Origin of the sequence: Nocardioides sp. (genome assembly GCF_031397825.1) — a bacterium.
Lineage (GTDB): Bacteria > Actinomycetota > Actinomycetes > Propionibacteriales > Nocardioidaceae > Nocardioides.
In genome coordinates this window covers 1-16332 of record NZ_JANNML010000034.1, presented here as the reverse complement: position 1 = coordinate 16332, position 16332 = coordinate 1, and the positions used below count along the sequence as shown (strand labels likewise).

The window sequence follows — 16332 nt, the reverse complement described above, 5'->3', positions numbered from 1 at the left end:
CATCTCGTAAACGACCGCTGGAAACCATAACTGCCAACGCTAAGCGCAGTTCCTTCGCTCTCGCCGCCTGAGCGGTGATCGAAGCGTCAGACCGGGCATCCGTCTCCGTCCCGGACCCTGGCGTCATCTAGGAGACTTGCTGTTCAACTGACGTCGTGCAGGTTGAACGGGACTTTTGCATGACTGAGCCTGTCGGGGACGCGTCCGTGCGAGCCCCGGGGCCGAGAAAAGCGATATCGCGGACTGCACCCGGAGAAGACCTGGTTCGACGCTCGAGGACGCGGGTTCGATTCCCGCCAGCTCCACTGCACCGCCGGTCCCGGTGGGTCACACCACCGAGAGCCAGCCCTCTTGACCATCGGCCGCCCTGACACCAGTCAGGGCGGCCGGTGAGGCCTGTCCCGCAGGAGGCGTCCCTGACGTGTCGCGCCGCTGCGTGGCCGTCAAGGTCTCTCCCGAGGCCCGCGCAGCGCTACTGCGGGACGCGGCCCGCGACAGCAGGGTGAGGATACTGACGTCCCTGACAGAAGGTCGCTGTCCGCGCGTACGACAAGCCGGCACCGTCGTAGCCCCTCTGACGTCTCGCGACGCTCTCGCGCCTTCCTGAGGGTGGCTGGGTTCATGCGAGATGGCGCAACTCCTGCTGATAGGCCGCATAGGCGGCGCGCAGCTCGCCTCCGACCCATGTCGCCGGTAGCAGCTCGTGGGGCAGGATCGGGTCCGATGCGAGATGGTGGACCATCCTCGCCGCGACAGCCAGCCGCTCGAGCGGCTTCTCGGCGCTGTCGAGCTCCGTGAGGATCTGGCGGCCAGTGTCGTCCCAGCCGCCCAGGTCCCATAGCACCTCAGCCAGGTCTCGGGGGGTCGAGTGCCGCGTCTCGCAGACGGTCAGGTCGGGGTGATCGACATAGCGCGGTTCGCGTGCCAGATTCGCTGGACGCAGCCACACGCCTTCGCGCAGCTCCGCGAGCCTGTGCTCGGCCAGGAGCAACCGCAAGCTCGAACGTTCAGCGACCGAACGCCCGGCCGCTACGACGATCGCGGTCTCCCAGAGTCCGTCCCACGCCGACGGGTCGGGAGCGACAGCCTCGGCCTGACGCTGTTGACGCTTGAGCAGCCGCTCCCCCAGTGCGTACCCGTCCTTCGTCCGACGGAGGTCGCCGGACGCGACTGCGCGGGTCAACGCGACCCGCACCCCCGACTCCGACATGTCGAAGAACGCAGCAGCCTCAACCAGTCGAGAAGGCGAGATGACCTCGGGGTGGGCGCCGAGGAGCACGCTCAGCACCGCCGAGCGCACCGACAGGTCCCGCTGCGCTGCCTTGGGCGGTCGCTTCTTCACCAGCGAACCTTGACACGACCATCCGAACATTACTATGAGAGCGTCAATTGATGCGTTTCGTGTAAGGTCCGGGACCACACCGCCCGAGGAGGCCCCATGACCATCACGTCGAGTCCCACCTCGTCGTCCGGCAGGACCGCGCAGCCGATCGACCGGGCGACACTGTCGCGCCGGCTGCTCACGACGGCGAAGAAGCATTCGTTCGACCCCTTCGTCGAGCTGGACCTCGACGCGGAGATCGACCCGGACGTCTTCTGGGCCAGCCCGCAGCTGACCAGCCTGTACGGGACGCCGCTCTGGGACGAGATGACCCATCGCCAGCGTGTGGAGCTGTCGAAGCACGAGCTCGCCTCCATGTACCACGTCGAGCTGTGGGTCGAGACCGCTCTCATGCAGATGTTGGTGCGCTACGTGTACGACCTCCCCGGCGACAGTCCCGAGGCCTGGCACGTGTGGACCGAGATCGCCGAGGAGTGCCGCCACTCCACGATGTTCGGTCGAGTCATTGCCGCGGCCGGCTGTCCGGACTACTCCCCGGGCTGGTTGCCCCACCTGCTGGCACGGGCGTTCAAGACGATGAGCTCACCGACGATGACCATGGCTGGTGCGCTGTTCTTCGAGGAGTACGGCGACACGCTCCAGCGAGTGACGGCCAAGGACGACACGATCCAGCCGCTGGTCCGGCAGGCATCCCTCATCCACGTCGTGGAGGAGGCTCGACACATCCAGTTCGCCCGCGACGAGCTGTCGCGGCGCGTGCCGGAGCTCAACGTGGGAGAGAAGGCCGCACTGCGAGCGGTCCTGGGGCCGTTCGCTGTCGTGGTCGTCGACAACATGGTGCACCCCGACGTCTACGCCAACGTCGGTCTGCCCGCCGAACGCGCCAAGGCCGAGGCCCGCAAGAACCGCCACCACCACGAGACCATCCGTTGGGCGTCCCAGCGCTCCGTCGAGCTCTTCGAGTCCCACGGGTTGGTCGGTCCGCTCACCCGGGCCCTGTGGAAACGCAGCCACGTCCTGTGAGCGACGCGGCGCCATGGCGGCGTGATGCTTCCGCGGGTGCGGACTCCGCGTGCGTGCACGCCCCGGCGATGAACGGCGACGATCCCGACTACCGCACCCTGACCTACGAGGTCGACGGCCGCGTTGCCCGACTCACGTTCAACCGTCCCGAGCAGGGCAACTCCATCACCCCGGACACCCCGCTGGAGTTGGCCCACGCCGTCGAGCGAGCAGACCTCGACCCCCGCGTGCACGTGATCGTGTTGTCGGGGCGCGGCAAGGGCTTCTGTGGCGGCTACGACCTGGCCGCCTCCGCTGAGCACCTGATGGACGGGCAGATGACCGGCTCGACTCCACGGGCCGGCACCGTGCTCGACCCGGTCGTCCAGATGACCAACCACGACCCGCGTCGCACCTGGGACCCCATGGTCGACTACGCGATGATGAGCCGCTTCACCAAGGGCTTCGCCAGCCTGCTGCATGCCGACAAGCCGACCGTGGCGAAGATCCACGGGTTCTGCGTGGCCGGAGGCACCGACATCGCCCTGCACTGCGACCAGATCGTCATCGCAGCCGACGCCAAGATCGGCTACCCACCGACCCGGGTGTGGGGAGTGCCGTCGGCCGGCCTGTGGGCCCACCGGCTCGGCGACCAACGCGCCAAACGCCTGCTGCTCACCGGCGACTGCCTCTCCGGGCGCGAGGCCGCCGAGTGGGGCCTGGCGATCGAGGCACCTGAGCCCGAGGAGCTCGACGAGCGCACCGAGGTGCTGGTCCAGCGCATCGCCGCGATGCCGCTGAACCAGCTCATGATGGTCAAGCTCACCCTCAACTCCGCCCTGCTCGCTCAGGGAGTGCAGAACAGCCAGATGATCTCCACGGTCTTCGACGGGATCTCCCGGCACACCCGCGAGGGCTACGCCTTCCAGCAGCGCGCGGCCGAGGCCGGCTTCCGTCAGGCCGTGCGCGAGCGCGACGCCGCGCCGTACGACGACTTCGGACCCTCCACGAACAAGGGATGAGCAGCATGCAGACGCACGAGGTGTACAACCAGGTCCCGCCGCTGGTCGGCCACGACACCAGCGACGACCCCGCCCTGCGCGAGGGATTGGTACGTGAGGGTGCCGGCTGGGCGGTCGAGGAGGTCTCCGCCCTGGGCCGGATCGCCGGGTCGGCCGAGGCGCAGCAGTGGGGTCGGCTCGCAGAGCGGGTGCCGCCCCGGCTGCTGACCCACGACCGCTACGGGCACCGCATCGACGAGGTGGACTACGTCCCGGCCTATCACCAGCTCATGGAGACAGCCATCTCCCACGGGCTCCACGGCGCAGCCTGGGCCGACGACAGGCCCGGTGCCCATGTCGCACGTGCCGCGAAGATGATGGTGTGGAACGTCGACGCCGGGCACGGCTGCCCGATCTCGATGACCTACTCGGTCGTCCCGGCACTGAGAGCCCACGCTGAGCTGTCCGCCCGGTTCGAGCCGTTGCTGACCAACAGGGTCTACGACTACGGGTTGCGCGACCCGGCCACCAAGCGCGGACTGGTCGCCGGCATGTCGATGACCGAGAAGCAGGGTGGATCCGACGTCCGCGCCAACACCACCCGCGCGACCCCGCAGACCGACGGCAGCTACGCGCTCGTCGGTCACAAGTGGTTCACCTCGGCCCCGATGAGCGACCTGTTCCTGACCCTCGCCCAGGCGCCCGAGGGACTGTCCTGCTTCCTCGTGCCGCGGGTGCTGCCCGGCGGTGGGCTCAACGCGATGCGGCTCGTACGGCTCAAGGACAAGCTCGGCAACCGCTCCAACGCCTCCTCCGAGATCGAGTACGACGGCGCCACGGGGTGGCTGGTCGGCGAGGAGGGCCGCGGTGTGCGCACCATCGTGGAGATGGTCAACATGACCCGCCTCGACTGCGTCATCGGCGCGGCCTCCGGCATGCGGATGGGGCTGACCCAGGCCGCTCACCACGCCCGCCACCGCTCGGCGTTCGGCAAGCGCCTGGTCGACCAGCCGCTGATGCGCAACGTGCTGGCCGACCTGGCTGTCGAGTCCGAGGCCGCCACGACAGCGATGCTCCGTCTGGCCGGCGCCAACGACCGTGCCACTCGCGGCGACGAGGCTGAATCAGCGCTGCGGCGGATCGCTCTGGCGGTCACGAAGTACTACGTGTGCAAGCGCGGCCCCATGCATGCAGCCGAGGCGCTGGAGTGCCTCGGTGGCAACGGCTACATCGAGGACTCCGACATGCCACGGCTCTACCGCGAGCTCCCGCTGCTCTCGATCTGGGAAGGCTCCGGCAACGTCGCCGCGCTCGACGCGCTGCGTGCGATGGTCAGGGAGCCGCACACGCTGGACGTCTTCGTCGCCGAGGCAGAGCAGGCCACCGGGCAGGACGCTCGATTCGACGACGCCGTGGACCGGTTGAAGAAGGAGCTCACCTCCTTCGACGACATCGAGCACCGGGCACGGCGCATCGTGGAGCAGATGGCACTGGTGTTTCAGGGCAGCCAGCTGCTGCGCCACTCTCCCGAGGCCGTCGCGGCCGCGTTCTGCGCCAGTCGGCTCGACCGCGACTGGGGTGGTGCTTTCGGGACCCTGCCCTCCGGGCTCGACCTCGCCCCGATCATCGACCGCGCGCTGGTGGAGACCGGATGAGTGTCCACGTCCAGCACGACGGCGAGGTCACCATCGTCGTCCTGGACCGCCCCGAGGTGCGCAACGCCGTCACCACCGAGCACGCGCGAGCGCTGTACGAGGCCTTCATCGCGTTCGAGGCCGACACGTCCGCCAGCAGCGGCGATCAACAAGCACGGACGCGGGATCTGGAGGCCAGGGGCGCAAGCACCTCGTCGAACTAGCCGAGTCGGGGTCCGTTCCCAGCTGGGGCGGCTGTCGTGCGCGCCAGGTCGGGACCGGTTGTCCGCCGGCTCTCGTGGATGAGGCACCATCGGCGAGGTGACCGATCTGGCGCTGCTCCGGACGACCGAAGGAACGGCGAGACTGCGTCGAGCCGTCATCGAGGACGTGCCGAGCATCGTCGAGCTGTTGACCGACGACCTGCTGGGCGCTGCACGCGACGGGACCGATGGTGCCGACGGAGTGCAGCCCTATGTCCGTGCCTTCGAGGCGCTCGACGCAGATCCCGCGCATCTGCTGCTGGTTGCCGAGATCGGCGGCGAGGTCGTGGCGACGATGCAGCTCAGCTTCATCCCGGGACTGGCTCGCCGCGGTGCGCTCCGCGGGCAGGTGGAAGGGGTGCGGGTCCGCGCCGACCGACGCAGCAGCGGACTGGGTCGAGCCCTCATCACGTGGTCGAGGGACGAGGCCGAGCGGCGCGGTTGTGCCCTGATCCAGCTCACGAGCGACAAGCAGCGCCTCGAGGCGCACCGCTTCTACGCAGACCTTGGGTTCACCGCTTCGCACGTGGGCTTCAAGCTCGAGCTCTAGCGCAGGACGCGGTGGGATCGATCACCCCGTGAGCGTCGGGCGCCCGGCCCCGATGTGCCTCTCGAGGTCATCTTCCCTAGTCTCCTTTGATGCCTACTCGATCTCACGTCCCCCGAGCAGCCATGTTCGCCGCGACGCTCGTCACGAGCGCAGCAGTCGGAGCAGGAGTCCTCCAAGCCGCCCCCGTGGCGGCCGTGGAGCCCGACTCCGAGCAGACGTCCACGAGGGCACGGCCCCCGCAGCCCGGCGACCCGTTCTCCTTCCGCATCGGCACCCTCAACATCCTCGGCAGCCAGCACCGTGGCCGTGGCGTCAAGCGCGCCACCGCGCTCGCGCGCGCGATCCGCGACCGCGGCGTCGACGTGGTCGGCCTCCAGGAGGTCCAGGACGACCAGCTCGCCGCCATCAAGGACAAGCGCCCCGGCTACCGGATCTGGCCCGGCCAGTCCCTGGGCAACCAGGGCGTCCGCCTGCAGATCGCCTGGCGCAAGTCCATGTTCTCCCTCGTCGACACCGGCTCCATCACCACGACGTTCGACCACCAGCAGCGCCCCATCCCGTGGGTGCGGCTGGAGAACCGTGCCTCGGGTGGGCAGTTCTACGTCATCGACGTGCACAACTCCCCGCGCGACCAGGAGGGTGCCCGCGACCACGCCACCCGCGAGCAGATCGAGCTGATCAAGAGGCTGCGCGGTAACGGCAAGCCCGTCTTCATCCTGGGCGACACCAACGAGCACACCGAGTTCGTCTGCCGCGTCGCCGCCAGGACCGGGCTGGTCGCCTCCAACGGGGCCTCGCACGCGGAGTCGCGTCCCGGCGCACCTCGCTCCGGAGGCTGCGACACCGGCTCGGGCCCGATCAAGCTCGACTGGGTGATGGGCACGCCCCGCACGGTCGACTTCTCCCGGCACCGCGTCGACTACGGCGACCCGGTGCGCTCCGCGACGGACCATCCCTTCGTGCACGCTCGGGTGAAGGTCGCAGGTAAGGGAAGCCGGGGCTGATGACCGGCGGTCCAGGCGGGGGACGCTGGCGCTCTGTCGTGGGCGAGGGCGACCCCGAGCTGGACCAGCGGCTCTCCGACGAGCTCGATCGCGTCAACGCGGAATCGACCCGCGGCACGGATGCGGCACGTGAGCTCACCGTCCGGGTGCTCGACGACGAGGGTGAGCTCGCCGCCGGCTTGAGCGGCTGGACCTGGGGCGTCGCGGCGGGCATCGCGATGACCTGGGTGCACGCCACGGCGCGCGGTGCCGGTCTCGGTGCCCAGCTGCTCGCGGACTTCGAGGACGAGGCCCGGCGTCGCGGGTGCAGCCACGTGTTCGTCACGTCCTTCACCTTCCAGGCGCCGGGCTTCTACGAGAAGCACGGCTACCGCGAGATCCTCCGGTGGGAGGACGTCCCCGTCGTCGGCGCCGCCGACGTGCACCTCCGCAAGGACCTCTGAGCGGCTCCTCACCACGGGTTCCCCGGCCTGGCCGCCACGACGCCTAGGGTCGGGGCATGGCCGACGTGCACCAGCTCAGCCGGACGGACGCGCGCCGCATCGCGGTCCGCGCGCAGCTGCTGGACGCCGCGCGGCCGACGGACGTCGTCGCGACGGTGCAGCACCTGACGCTGGTGCAGCTCGACCCGACCAGCGCGATCGCGCCGAGCGCGGACCTGGTGCTGTGGAGCAGGCTCGGGTCGACGTACGACCCGCAGGACCTGGTCGACGCCCTGGACGAGCAACGGCTCGTGGACTTCGGCGGTGCCGCCCGGGCTGCGGGGGACATGCGCCTCTTCCGCGCCGAGATGGCGCAGTGGCCGGGCGCCGGGGAGCACCAGGACTGGCAGAGGCGCCTGATCGGCTGGGTCGAGGCCAACGAGGAGTGTCGTGGCGACATCCTGGAGCGCCTGCGCGGCGACGGGCCGCTGCCGGCCAGCGAGCTGCCCGACTCGTGCGTGGTGCCGTGGCCCTCGTCGGGGTGGAACAACAACCGCAACATGCGGATGATGCTCGAGCAGCTGGTGCAGCGCGGTGAGGTGGCGGTCGCCGGTCGCGAGGGCCGCGAGCGGCTGTGGGACCTCGCGGAACGGATCTACCCGGACGACCCCGTGGTGCCGGCCGAGGAAGCCGTGAGGGTGCGCGACGAGTCCCGGCTGCGGGGCCTGGGCATCGCGCGCGCCCGATCGGCGAAGGTGCCCGGCGAGCCCCACAGCGTCGGTGAGGCGGGCGAGGCGGCCGTGGTCGAGGGCGTCAAGGGGCAGTGGCGCGTCGACCCGGCCCAGCTCGGCCAGCCCTTCGAGGGCAGGACTGCGCTGCTCTCGCCGTTCGACCGGCTCGTCTACGACCGCAGGCGGATGGACGAGGTCTTCGAGTTCGACTACGTCCTGGAGATGTTCAAGCCGGCGTCGCAGCGGATCTGGGGCTACTACGCGCTGCCGGTGCTCCACGACGACCGCCTGGTCGGCAAGCTCGACGCGCGCGCCGATCGCGACGCCGGCGTGCTCGAGGTCGTGGCGGTCCACGAGGACGTGCCCTTCACGAGAGCGATGACGGCCGCGGTGGACCGTGAGGTGGCCGACCTGGCCGGCTGGCTCGGTCTGGACCGCTGATCCCGAGCGTCACCCGGGCGGCGTGCGCTCGTTGATCTCCCTGACCGCACCTGAGGGGGCGCGGCAACCGAGGAGAGGGACCGCCATGCTGCTAGCCGCGTTCGCCCTGGTCGTGCTCGCCGCGGCCTGCGGGATCCTGACCCGCGCCGGCGCTCCGCGCCCCACTCCGTACGACGAGCCCTCCGCCGGCGCCCCGGCCGAGGTCTGGCGCGAGGCAGCCCTGGCCGAGCGCTCCGAGGTGCGCGACCTCCAGCGGGCGATCGCCGTCGCGCTCGACACCCGCAGCGACCTCTACGCCCACACCGTGCTGCGCTCCGCGCTCGACCGCTCCCACGGCTACCGGCCGGTCCGGGTCAGCCTGTGAGGCGCGCTGCCGCCGCGGCGGCAGCGTCGCTGGCTCTGACCCTGGCGGTGGGCCTGGCCGGCTGCAGCGAGGACGAGTCGGACCTCGCGACCCCTGAGCCGGGCGCAGCTGCGACCGCATCCGGCACCGACCCCGAGCTGGTCTCGGCCGCGGAGGACGTCGAGCGGCTCGCCGTACGGCTCGAGGGCTACTACCGCTCCGAGGACGCCTACCCGCGTGACCTCGCGGGCGCGCTCGCGTCGCTGGAGCCGGCAGGTGAGGAGCTGAGCGAGGGCAACCGGATCGGCAGCTATGTCTATGACGAGGACGCCGTGGAGTTCCGACTGTGCGTGGAGGCTCCCGGGGGCGCCTGGGCGACCTACGACACCGCGCCGATGTCGGTGCGCGAGACCGGCGAGGGCGGCTGCCCCGCGGTCTAGGCGGTCTAGGGGGTCTAGGGGGCTTAGCGGGACGCAGTGCCTGCTGCGAGTGCCTCCAGCATCGCCGGCAGCCGGTTGACGTCGGACTTGTCCATGACGATGACCCCGCAACGGGTGATCTCGTCGCGGTCGAGCTCGCTGCTCCACCCGGTCCAGAGCACGAACGGGGTGTCGTCCCCGGCGGCGCGTCGCAGGCCCGCCACCTCCAGCCCTGACAGGGGCGGCATGGTCTGGTCGAGCACCGCGGCGTCGTAGTCGTCGGACCCGAGGAGGTCGAGCGCCTCCTGACCGCTGGTGGCCGTGTGGACGACCCACCCGCGGAACTGCAGCAGCGTCGACATCATGAAGCGCACGTCCTCGTTGTCGTCCGCGACCAGCACCTTCATGACGACGAGGCTATGCCCGCCAGCGGGATCGTGAGGACGAAGTCGGAACCTTGCTCCCCGGGTCGCAGGTGACGACCAGGTCCTCGGCGAGGTGCAGGGTGACCCGGTCGTGCTGCTGGGCAGCAGGACCGGGGTGGGACAGACCACCGGGGGTCATGCCTGGTTCACCCGGCGATGGCCGCGCCGTCACCTCGCCAGGATCGGGTGGGGCCATGACATCTCGGAAACCCCTGTCTCGCCCTGCCCTGCTGCTCGCGGCCCTCGCCGCGGCCCCCGTCCTGGTCGCGGGTCCGGTCGCCGCCGCGCCCGCCTCCTCACCCACGCTGTCGACGGCCCCGTCGTCGGCCCCGTCGTCGGCCCCGTCGTCGGCCCCGTCACGTGCCACGACCCAGCTCGCCGAGCCGCTCGTCTTCGGCCACCGCGGCGCGTCGGGCTATCGCCCCGAGCACACGCTGGCCTCCTACCGACTGGCGATCCAGCTCGGCGCCGACTACATCGAGCCCGACCTCGTCTCGACCAGGGACGGCGTGCTCGTGGCCCGCCACGAGAACGAGATCAGTGGCACGACCGACGTCGCCGACCACCCCGAGTTCGCCGCGCGGCGCACGACGAAGACGATCGACGGCAAGGCCGTCACCGGGTGGTTCACCGAGGACTTCACCCTCGCCGAGCTCAAGACGCTGCGCGCCAAGGAGCGGCTGCCGCAGGTGCGGCCGGACAACACGCGCTACGACGGCCGCTTCGAGGTGCCGACCTTCGCCGAGGTGCTGGCGCTGGTGAAGGAGCAGTCCCGCAAGACCGGTCGCGTCGTCGGGGTCGCCCCCGAGACCAAGCACCCGACCTACTTCGACTCCATCGGTCTCTCGCTCGAGGAGCCGATGCTGCGCGAGCTGAAGCGTGCTGGGCTGGACAGGAAGCGGTCGAAGGTGCTCATCCAGTCCTTCGAGGTCTCCAACCTGCGCGAGCTCGACCGCCGCACCGACCTGCCGCTCGAGCAGCTCGTGGACGGCAGCGGCGCGCCCTACGACCAGGTGGTCGCCGGCACCGGCACGACCTACCGCGACCTGGTCACGCCGGCCGGCCTGCGCCGGATCAGTGCGTACGCCGACTGGGTCGGTCCCGCCAAGGACCTGGTCCTGCCGCGTGACGCCGCCGGCGCGACGGGTGCTCCCAGCGACCTGGTCGACGACGCGCACGCCGCCGGGCTGCGGGTGGTGGTCTTCACCCTGCGCGACGAGAACCAGTTCATGGCCACCAACTTCCGTCGCGGGGTCGACCCCAACGCCAAGGGCGACATCCGCGCTGAGGTGACCGCCTTCCTGGACGCCGGTGTCGACGGCCTCTTCGCCGACTTCCCCGACTCCGCGGTCGACGCCCGCGAGGCCTGGCTCGACTGATCGTTCTTCCGAGCGACTCCCACGGGCGCGGTAGCGGCCGGACGAGCGACTTAGGTTAACCTAACTCGTTCATCCGTCCGCGCCCGAGGAGCACCGTGACCACCACCGATGGCCCTGACGGCCCGGCAGCACCTGCCGCCCCCCTGCGCGCCCTGTGGGACCGCTACGGCCGCTACCGCACGCGCTTCACGTGGGCGGTGGTCATGTCGGCGCTCAACAAGGTCGCCGACGTGGCGCCCGAGCTGCTCATCGGCGCGGCCGTCGACGTGGTGGTGCGCGGCAACGACTCGATCGTGGCCGACCTGCTCGGCGTCGACTCGCGCTACACCCAGCTCGCCTGGCTCGCCGGCATCAACGCGGTGATCTGGGTGATCGAGTCCGCGAGCGAGTACGTCGCGGCCGTGCTGTGGCGCGGTCTCGCCCAGGGCGTGGAGCACGACCTGCGCGTCGAGGCCTACGACCACGTGCAGCACCTGGACCTCGGCTGGCACGAGTCGCGTCCGCAGGGCTCGACGCTGGCGACGCTCAACGACGACGTCAACCAGCTCGAGCGCTTCCTCGACATCGGCTTCCCGGCGATCCTCCAGACCACGCTCAACGTCATCTTGGTGGGTGCGGTCTTCGCCGTCTCGTCGGTGCAGCTGCTGGTGCTCGCGTTCCTGCCGATCCCGCTGATCGTCGTCGGCTCCCTGGTCTTCCAGCGCCGCCTCGAGCCGCTCTACGACCGGGTGCGCGGCGCCGTCGCCGACCTGTCCAGCGCGCTCGGCGCCAATCTCGGCGGCATCGCGACGATCAAGGCGTTCACCGCCGAGGACCGCGAGCGCGAGCGCATCGAGGGCGCCTCGGCGGCCTACCGCGACGCCAACGCCGAGGCGATCCGTTCGTCGGCGGCCTTCGTGCCGCTGGTGCGGATGGCGATCCTTGCGGGCTTCACCTGCACCCTGCTGCTGGGCGGCTGGGCCACGCTGCGCGGCGACCTCGAGGTCGGGCTCTACTCGGTGCTGGTCTTCATGACCCAGCGCCTGCTGTGGCCCCTCACCGACGTCGCGACCGTGCTCGACCTCTACCAGCGCGGCCGGGCCTCTGCCGGGCGGATCCTCGCGCTGCTGGCCGTGCCGGTGGCGGTCCCCGCCGGGCACTCCGTCCTCGTCAAGCCGGTCAGCGGACGGGTCGAGCTGCGCGGGGTCCGCGCCGGCTACGCCGAGGGTCCCGACGTCCTGCACGGCATCGACCTCGTGGTCCCGGCGGGGGAGACCCATGCGATCGTCGGTCCCACCGGGTCGGGCAAGTCGTCGCTGCTGCGGCTCGTGCTCCGCTTCGACGACCCGCGGGAGGGGCAGGTGCTCCTCGACGGCCAGGACGTCCGCGACCTCGACTGGGACTCCCTGCGCGGGTCCATGGGCTACGTCGCCCAGGACGTGTTCCTCTTCGCGGGCACGCTGGCCGACAACATCGCCTACGGCGCGCCCGGCGCGACCCGCGACGACGTACGACGTGCGGCGGCGCAGGCCGCCGCCCTCGACGTCATCGATGCTCTCCCCGAGGGCCTGGACACCCACGTCGGCGAGCGCGGCGTCACGCTGTCGGGAGGCCAGCGCCAGCGTCTCGCGCTCGCCCGGGCCCTGCTCCGCGACCCGGCCCTGCTGGTGCTCGACGAGGCGACGAGCGCCGTCGACAACGAGACCGAGGCCGCGATCCAGCGCTCGCTCGCCGACGTCGCCGCCCGCACCACCGCGCTCGTCGTGGCCCACCGGCTCTCGACCGTGCGCCACGCCGACCGGATCTGGGTGCTCGAGGCCGGGCGCATCGTCGAGAGCGGGACCCACGACGAGCTCATCGCCCACGACGGCTCCTACGCCGCGCTGTGGCGGGTGCAGACCGGTGCCGCGGTGACGTCGCGGCGCTGACTCCTGCCGCTGGGGGTGCCGAGTCGGCGCAGTGGTGCATGCCCGATGCCGAGTCGGCGCGATGTTGCCCGGCCGACAACATTGCGCCGACTCGGCCGTCTCAGGCCGATGTGACAGCCCGCGCGAGCGAGACCTCGACCAGCATCCGACGCACCGGCCGCTGCCCCAGGGTCGCCAGCACCACGGCCAGCCCCGTCGCCGACACGGTCACCGCGAAGGCCGCCGGGTGGCCGTGCAGGTCGGCGAGCCGGCCGGCCAGGGTCGAGCCCACGGCATAGCCGATGCCGGTCGCACCGGCCAGCAGCGTCATCGCCAGCCCCACTCGACCGGCGGGCACCGCGCGCTCGCCGATGCTGAAGACCCCGATCATGTAGGGCGCCACGCCGAAGCCGAGCAGCAGCACCGTCACGACCAGCCCCGCCACCGTGTCGACGAGCAGCAGCGGCAGCGAGAGCAGCACCAGGGCCGAGGCCGACACCAGCACCCGTCGCTCGTGGCCGACCCGCTCGGAGATCGCCACGGTGGCCAGCCCGGCCAGCACGCTCCCCACCCCCAGGCAGGCGTGGATGATCCCGGCCAGGCCTGGGCTGCCCACCTCGGTCGTGAGGGCGGTCGTGCCGGTCTGGATCGAGCCGAAGAAGAGGCCGAGGCAGCCCTGGGCCAGCAGCAGCCCGACGAAGACCGCGGTGAGGATGCGGCCGTCACCGCCGAGCGCGCCGGACCTGCCCCCGGTCAGGCGGGCCGTCGGGTGCGCGGCGAAGGCGCAGCCGAAGACGGCGAGCAGCGCCGCCGCCAGCAGCATCGCGCCGGAGGGGGAGACCAGCACCACGACGACCCCGACCAGGGCCGGCCCGAGGACGAACGACGCCTCGTCGGCCGCGCCCTCGTAGGAGAACGCGGCGTCCATCAGCCGTGGCTGCCGGTGGCCGGTGTCGCGGGTGATCGGGCGCCAGCGCACCCGGGCCAGCGGCCCGACCTGCGGCAGCACGAGGCCGACCAGGCCCGCCGTGGCGATCAGCGACCCCTCGACGGCGTCGGTGCCCGTCAGGACGACCAGGGCCACGAGGCCGAGCGCACCCAGGACCGACTGCACCAGGACGACGGGACGCTGGCCGACGCGGTCGGCGAGCTCGCCGGCCACGGGGGAGCCGATCGCGTTGGCGACCGCGAGCGCGCCGGCGGCGAGACCGCCGACGCCGTAGGAGCCGGTGGCGGTGGAGACCAGCAGCATCGTGCCGATCTGGCTCATGCTGAGCGGAAGGCGGCCGAGGAACGCGACCACGACGTAGAGAGGACCGGCGAGGTCAAAGAGGCGCCGGTAGGAGGCGAGCGGTGACACGTGGGTCCTTGAGGGTAGGCAGCAACAGCGCGCCGAACCCACCTCCAAGACGCGCACAACCCTCTGCGGACTCCACGATACTGGGAGACATGCCCACCTGCGTCTTCTGCGCGATCGTCTCCGGCGAGACCGAGGGCCACCTGGTCCTCGACGAGGACGACTTCGTCGCCTTCCTCGACGTCCGCCCGGTCTTCAAGGGCCACGTGCTGCTGGTCCCGCGGCGGCACGTGGTGACCCTGCCCGACCTCCCCGCGGAGCTCCGTGACGGGTTCCTCGCCGCCGCCCAGCGGATCGCGACCGCCGTGGTCGACGAGCTCGGAGCGCAGGGCAGCTTCGTCGCCATCAACAACACCGTGAGCCAGTCGGTGCCTCACCTGCACCTGCACGTCGTGCCCCGCACCAAGGGCGACGGGCTCCGAGGCTTCTTCTGGCCGCGCACGTCGTACGCCGACGGCGAGCCCGCCGCCTATGCCGCGCGCCTGCGTGGAGCCCTGACCTAGCCTCGGAGACATGAGGCTCCTGCTCGCCACCCTCCTCGTCGCGGCGACCACCGCGACGACCGCCTGCAGTGCCACCCTCGACCCGGCGAGCCGCTCGGCGCCGGGGCTGGCGACCCCGCCGTCCGAGACGCCTGCCTGTGCCGAGGTCCGGGCCGGCATCGCGGCCTTCAACGAGGGCGACTACGACGAGACCGTCGCGCGCTTCGTCGCGGCCGTTCCGCTGGCCGAGGAGCAGGTCGACGGCTCGAAGCAGGCCGACGACCTGCTCGAGGCGATCCGGTGGTACGCCGAGCTGCCGGCCGAGGACTACCCCGAGGCGGCCATCTCCTCGCAGGACTTCGCGACCTACAAGGCGATCACCCTGGGTCAGTGCGACCCGGTCGTGACGGCGGAGACCGAACCCCCCGGCACGGAGGTCTGAGCCGCCTCTAGAGTGGCGGCGTCCCGCCACAGAGGCTGGGCACCGAGACAGGCACCGAGACGAGGAGTCATCACCATGGGTCGTTACGACGGGCGCATCGTCGTCGTCACCGGAGCCGCGCGCGGCATCGGGTTCGGGACCGCCACGCGGTTCGCCGAGGAGGGCGCGTCGGTCGCGATCATCGACCTCGACGAGTCCGCAGCCGCCGAGGCGGCCGCCAAGCTGCCGCTGGTCAAGGGCGCCAAGGCCGTCGGCATCGGCTGCGACGTGAGCAACGGTGAGTCGGCCGAGGCCGCCATCACGCGCACCGTCGCCGAGCTCGGCGGGATCCACGTGCTGGTCAACAACGCCGGCATCACCCGCGACAACCTGCTCTTCAAGATGACCGAGGACGACTGGGACCTCGTCATGGGCGTCCACCTCAAGGGTGCGTTCCTGATGACGAAGGCGGCCCAGAAGCACTTCGTCGAGCAGAAGTACGGCAAGATCCTCAACCTCTCGAGCGTCTCCTCGCTCGGCAACCGCGGCCAGGCCAACTACTCCGCAGCCAAGATGGGCATCCAGGGCTTCACCCGCACCCTCGGCATCGAGCTCGGCCCGTTCGGCATCAACGCCAACGCCATCGCCCCCGGCTTCATCGCCACCGAGATGACCGACGCCACCGCGGCCCGGCTCAAGATGGACGTCGACGAGTTCCGCGCCCTCAACGCCGAGGCCAACCCGGTGCGCCGGGTGGGCTTCCCCGAGGACATCGCCGCGGCCGCCGCGTTCCTGTGCAGCGACGAGGCCTCCTACATCACCGGCCAGACGCTCTACGTCGACGGCGGCGCCAAGCTCGGGTAGGGCACGTCGCGGGCGGCGGGCTCCCTCGACTCGCCGGGTGGATGTGCCGGGCGCGGGGGAGCAGGACGCGCACACTGGGGCCGTGTCATAAGTCCACCGACTCGGTAGACCAACCCCCACCGGTCCCCGGAAGGATCTTCCCCGTGCCCTTCCCCCGCACCACTCCTGTCCCTGCCCTCGCGGCGGTCCTCGCCGTCAGCTGCCTGGCGCTGGCCGGCTGCGGGAGCGACGAGCCGCCCGCCGCCGCCGCGCCCGTCCCGTGCGCCCCACCCGTGAGCGCGGCACCGGCCGAGGTGAGTGGTGACCCCGACACCTGGCCGCTGACCGGGCTGATGGTCGAGGACGGCCAGTCCATCCAGGAGCACC

The 16332-nt window shown here is 71.2% G+C and carries 19 protein-coding genes and 1 other RNA gene; 17 read left to right on the top strand and 3 right to left on the bottom strand.

From position 1 onward, the window contains the following. Positions 1 to 308: a transfer-messenger RNA gene (gene ssrA / locus RMN98_RS02800) on the top strand; the annotation flags it as partial. A 311-nt stretch (positions 309 to 619) separates the two neighbouring features. Here ssrA and RMN98_RS02795 read toward each other — a convergent pair. Further along, the gene (locus RMN98_RS02795; protein WP_309647282.1) at positions 620 to 1342 is read right to left on the bottom strand and encodes a PaaX family transcriptional regulator C-terminal domain-containing protein; all 723 of its coding nucleotides are present in this window, start codon (positions 1340 to 1342) and stop codon (positions 620 to 622) included. Between the two features lie 96 nt (positions 1343 to 1438). Here RMN98_RS02795 and RMN98_RS02790 point away from each other — a divergent pair, with 96 nt between their 5' ends. The 10 genes from RMN98_RS02790 (at position 1439) to RMN98_RS02745 (ending at position 9173) form a co-directional block, all read left to right on the top strand. Further along, positions 1439 to 2365: a diiron oxygenase gene (locus tag RMN98_RS02790; protein ID WP_309647281.1), complete on the top strand. Its 927-nt coding sequence runs from the start codon at positions 1439 to 1441 to the stop codon at positions 2363 to 2365. Positions 2366 to 2433: 68 nt separating this feature from the next. Continuing rightward, complete coding sequence (locus RMN98_RS02785) at positions 2434 to 3366, top strand: crotonase/enoyl-CoA hydratase family protein (protein WP_309647280.1); 933 nt, start codon at positions 2434 to 2436, stop codon at positions 3364 to 3366. After that, positions 3363 to 5000: an isovaleryl-CoA dehydrogenase gene (locus tag RMN98_RS02780; RefSeq protein ID WP_309647279.1), complete on the top strand. Its 1638-nt coding sequence runs from the start codon at positions 3363 to 3365 to the stop codon at positions 4998 to 5000. The genes RMN98_RS02785 and RMN98_RS02780 overlap by 4 nt, the downstream gene beginning before the upstream one ends. After that, positions 4997 to 5203: a hypothetical protein gene (locus tag RMN98_RS02775; protein WP_309647278.1), complete on the top strand. Its 207-nt coding sequence runs from the start codon at positions 4997 to 4999 to the stop codon at positions 5201 to 5203. Before RMN98_RS02780 ends, RMN98_RS02775 begins: the two co-directional genes overlap by 4 nt. Before the next feature lie 187 nt (positions 5204 to 5390). Beyond that, positions 5391 to 5792: a GNAT family N-acetyltransferase gene (locus RMN98_RS02770; protein ID WP_309647277.1), complete on the top strand. Its 402-nt coding sequence runs from the start codon at positions 5391 to 5393 to the stop codon at positions 5790 to 5792. 89 nt (positions 5793 to 5881) lie between these two features. After that, complete coding sequence (locus RMN98_RS02765) at positions 5882 to 6796, top strand: endonuclease/exonuclease/phosphatase family protein (RefSeq protein WP_309647276.1); 915 nt, start codon at positions 5882 to 5884, stop codon at positions 6794 to 6796. Further along, a complete protein-coding gene (locus tag RMN98_RS02760; RefSeq protein ID WP_309647275.1) occupies positions 6796 to 7239 on the top strand; it encodes a GNAT family N-acetyltransferase in 444 nt (147 codons plus the stop codon). Before RMN98_RS02765 ends, RMN98_RS02760 begins: the two co-directional genes overlap by 1 nt. Positions 7240 to 7295: 56 nt before the next feature. Next, a complete protein-coding gene (locus RMN98_RS02755; RefSeq protein WP_309647274.1) occupies positions 7296 to 8390 on the top strand; it encodes a DNA glycosylase AlkZ-like family protein in 1095 nt (364 codons plus the stop codon). A gap of 85 nt (positions 8391 to 8475) precedes the next feature. Then, entirely contained in the window at positions 8476 to 8754 is a 279-nt protein-coding gene (locus RMN98_RS02750; protein ID WP_309647273.1) for a hypothetical protein, read from the top strand. Further along, positions 8751 to 9173, top strand: coding sequence for a hypothetical protein (locus RMN98_RS02745; protein WP_309647272.1), 423 nt, complete (start codon positions 8751 to 8753; stop codon positions 9171 to 9173). Before RMN98_RS02750 ends, RMN98_RS02745 begins: the two co-directional genes overlap by 4 nt. Positions 9174 to 9196: 23 nt before the next feature. On the opposite strand, the gene RMN98_RS02740 is transcribed toward RMN98_RS02745, so the two are convergent. Further along, entirely contained in the window at positions 9197 to 9559 is a 363-nt protein-coding gene (locus RMN98_RS02740) for a response regulator (RefSeq protein ID WP_309647271.1), read from the bottom strand. 212 nt (positions 9560 to 9771) lie between these two features. Here RMN98_RS02740 and RMN98_RS02735 point away from each other — a divergent pair, with 212 nt between their 5' ends. Together RMN98_RS02735 and RMN98_RS02730 are read left to right on the top strand one after the other, a co-directional pair. After that, positions 9772 to 10956, top strand: coding sequence for a glycerophosphodiester phosphodiesterase (locus RMN98_RS02735; RefSeq protein ID WP_309647270.1), 1185 nt, complete (start codon positions 9772 to 9774; stop codon positions 10954 to 10956). 95 nt (positions 10957 to 11051) lie between these two features. Continuing rightward, positions 11052 to 12863 carry an ABC transporter ATP-binding protein gene (locus tag RMN98_RS02730; RefSeq protein WP_309647269.1) on the top strand — a complete coding sequence of 604 codons (1812 nt, stop codon included), beginning with the start codon at positions 11052 to 11054 and terminating at the stop codon, positions 12861 to 12863. A 100-nt stretch (positions 12864 to 12963) separates the two neighbouring features. On the opposite strand, the gene RMN98_RS02725 is transcribed toward RMN98_RS02730, so the two are convergent. Then, positions 12964 to 14202, bottom strand: coding sequence for an MFS transporter (locus tag RMN98_RS02725; protein ID WP_309647268.1), 1239 nt, complete (start codon positions 14200 to 14202; stop codon positions 12964 to 12966). Between the two features lie 89 nt (positions 14203 to 14291). Between RMN98_RS02725 and RMN98_RS02720 the strand changes: the two genes are divergently transcribed. The 4 genes from RMN98_RS02720 to RMN98_RS02705 form a co-directional block, all read left to right on the top strand. Continuing rightward, entirely contained in the window at positions 14292 to 14702 is a 411-nt protein-coding gene (locus RMN98_RS02720) for an HIT family protein (RefSeq protein ID WP_309647267.1), read from the top strand. A gap of 10 nt (positions 14703 to 14712) precedes the next feature. Beyond that, entirely contained in the window at positions 14713 to 15123 is a 411-nt protein-coding gene (locus tag RMN98_RS02715; protein WP_309647266.1) for a hypothetical protein, read from the top strand. Positions 15124 to 15198: 75 nt separating this feature from the next. Continuing rightward, on the top strand, positions 15199 to 15966 hold the full coding sequence (locus tag RMN98_RS02710) for a 3-oxoacyl-ACP reductase FabG (RefSeq protein WP_309647265.1): 768 nt from the start codon (positions 15199 to 15201) through the stop codon (positions 15964 to 15966). 143 nt (positions 15967 to 16109) lie between these two features. Further along, on the top strand, positions 16110 to 16332 hold a 223-nt coding region (locus RMN98_RS02705), incomplete at its 3' end, for a hypothetical protein (protein WP_397208654.1).

Bases quoted from the DNA above. Each gene is read 5' to 3' on its own strand.
- RMN98_RS02790 (WP_309647281.1), top strand. From the start codon at position 1,439: ATGACCATCACGTCGAGTCCCACCTCGTCGTCCGGCAGGACCGCGCAG.
- RMN98_RS02785 (WP_309647280.1), top strand. From the start codon at position 2,434: ATGAACGGCGACGATCCCGACTACCGCACCCTGACCTACGAGGTCGAC.
- RMN98_RS02780 (WP_309647279.1), top strand. From the start codon at position 3,363: ATGAGCAGCATGCAGACGCACGAGGTGTACAACCAGGTCCCGCCGCTG.
- RMN98_RS02775 (WP_309647278.1), top strand. From the start codon at position 4,997: ATGAGTGTCCACGTCCAGCACGACGGCGAGGTCACCATCGTCGTCCTG.
- RMN98_RS02765 (WP_309647276.1), top strand. From the start codon at position 5,882: ATGCCTACTCGATCTCACGTCCCCCGAGCAGCCATGTTCGCCGCGACG.
- RMN98_RS02760 (WP_309647275.1), top strand. From the start codon at position 6,796: ATGACCGGCGGTCCAGGCGGGGGACGCTGGCGCTCTGTCGTGGGCGAG.
- RMN98_RS02755 (WP_309647274.1), top strand. From the start codon at position 7,296: ATGGCCGACGTGCACCAGCTCAGCCGGACGGACGCGCGCCGCATCGCG.
- RMN98_RS02750 (WP_309647273.1), top strand. From the start codon at position 8,476: ATGCTGCTAGCCGCGTTCGCCCTGGTCGTGCTCGCCGCGGCCTGCGGG.
- RMN98_RS02740 (WP_309647271.1), bottom strand. From the start codon at position 9,559: ATGAAGGTGCTGGTCGCGGACGACAACGAGGACGTGCGCTTCATGATG.
- RMN98_RS02735 (WP_309647270.1), top strand. From the start codon at position 9,772: ATGACATCTCGGAAACCCCTGTCTCGCCCTGCCCTGCTGCTCGCGGCC.
- RMN98_RS02720 (WP_309647267.1), top strand. From the start codon at position 14,292: ATGCCCACCTGCGTCTTCTGCGCGATCGTCTCCGGCGAGACCGAGGGC.
- RMN98_RS02715 (WP_309647266.1), top strand. From the start codon at position 14,713: ATGAGGCTCCTGCTCGCCACCCTCCTCGTCGCGGCGACCACCGCGACG.
- RMN98_RS02710 (WP_309647265.1), top strand. From the start codon at position 15,199: ATGGGTCGTTACGACGGGCGCATCGTCGTCGTCACCGGAGCCGCGCGC.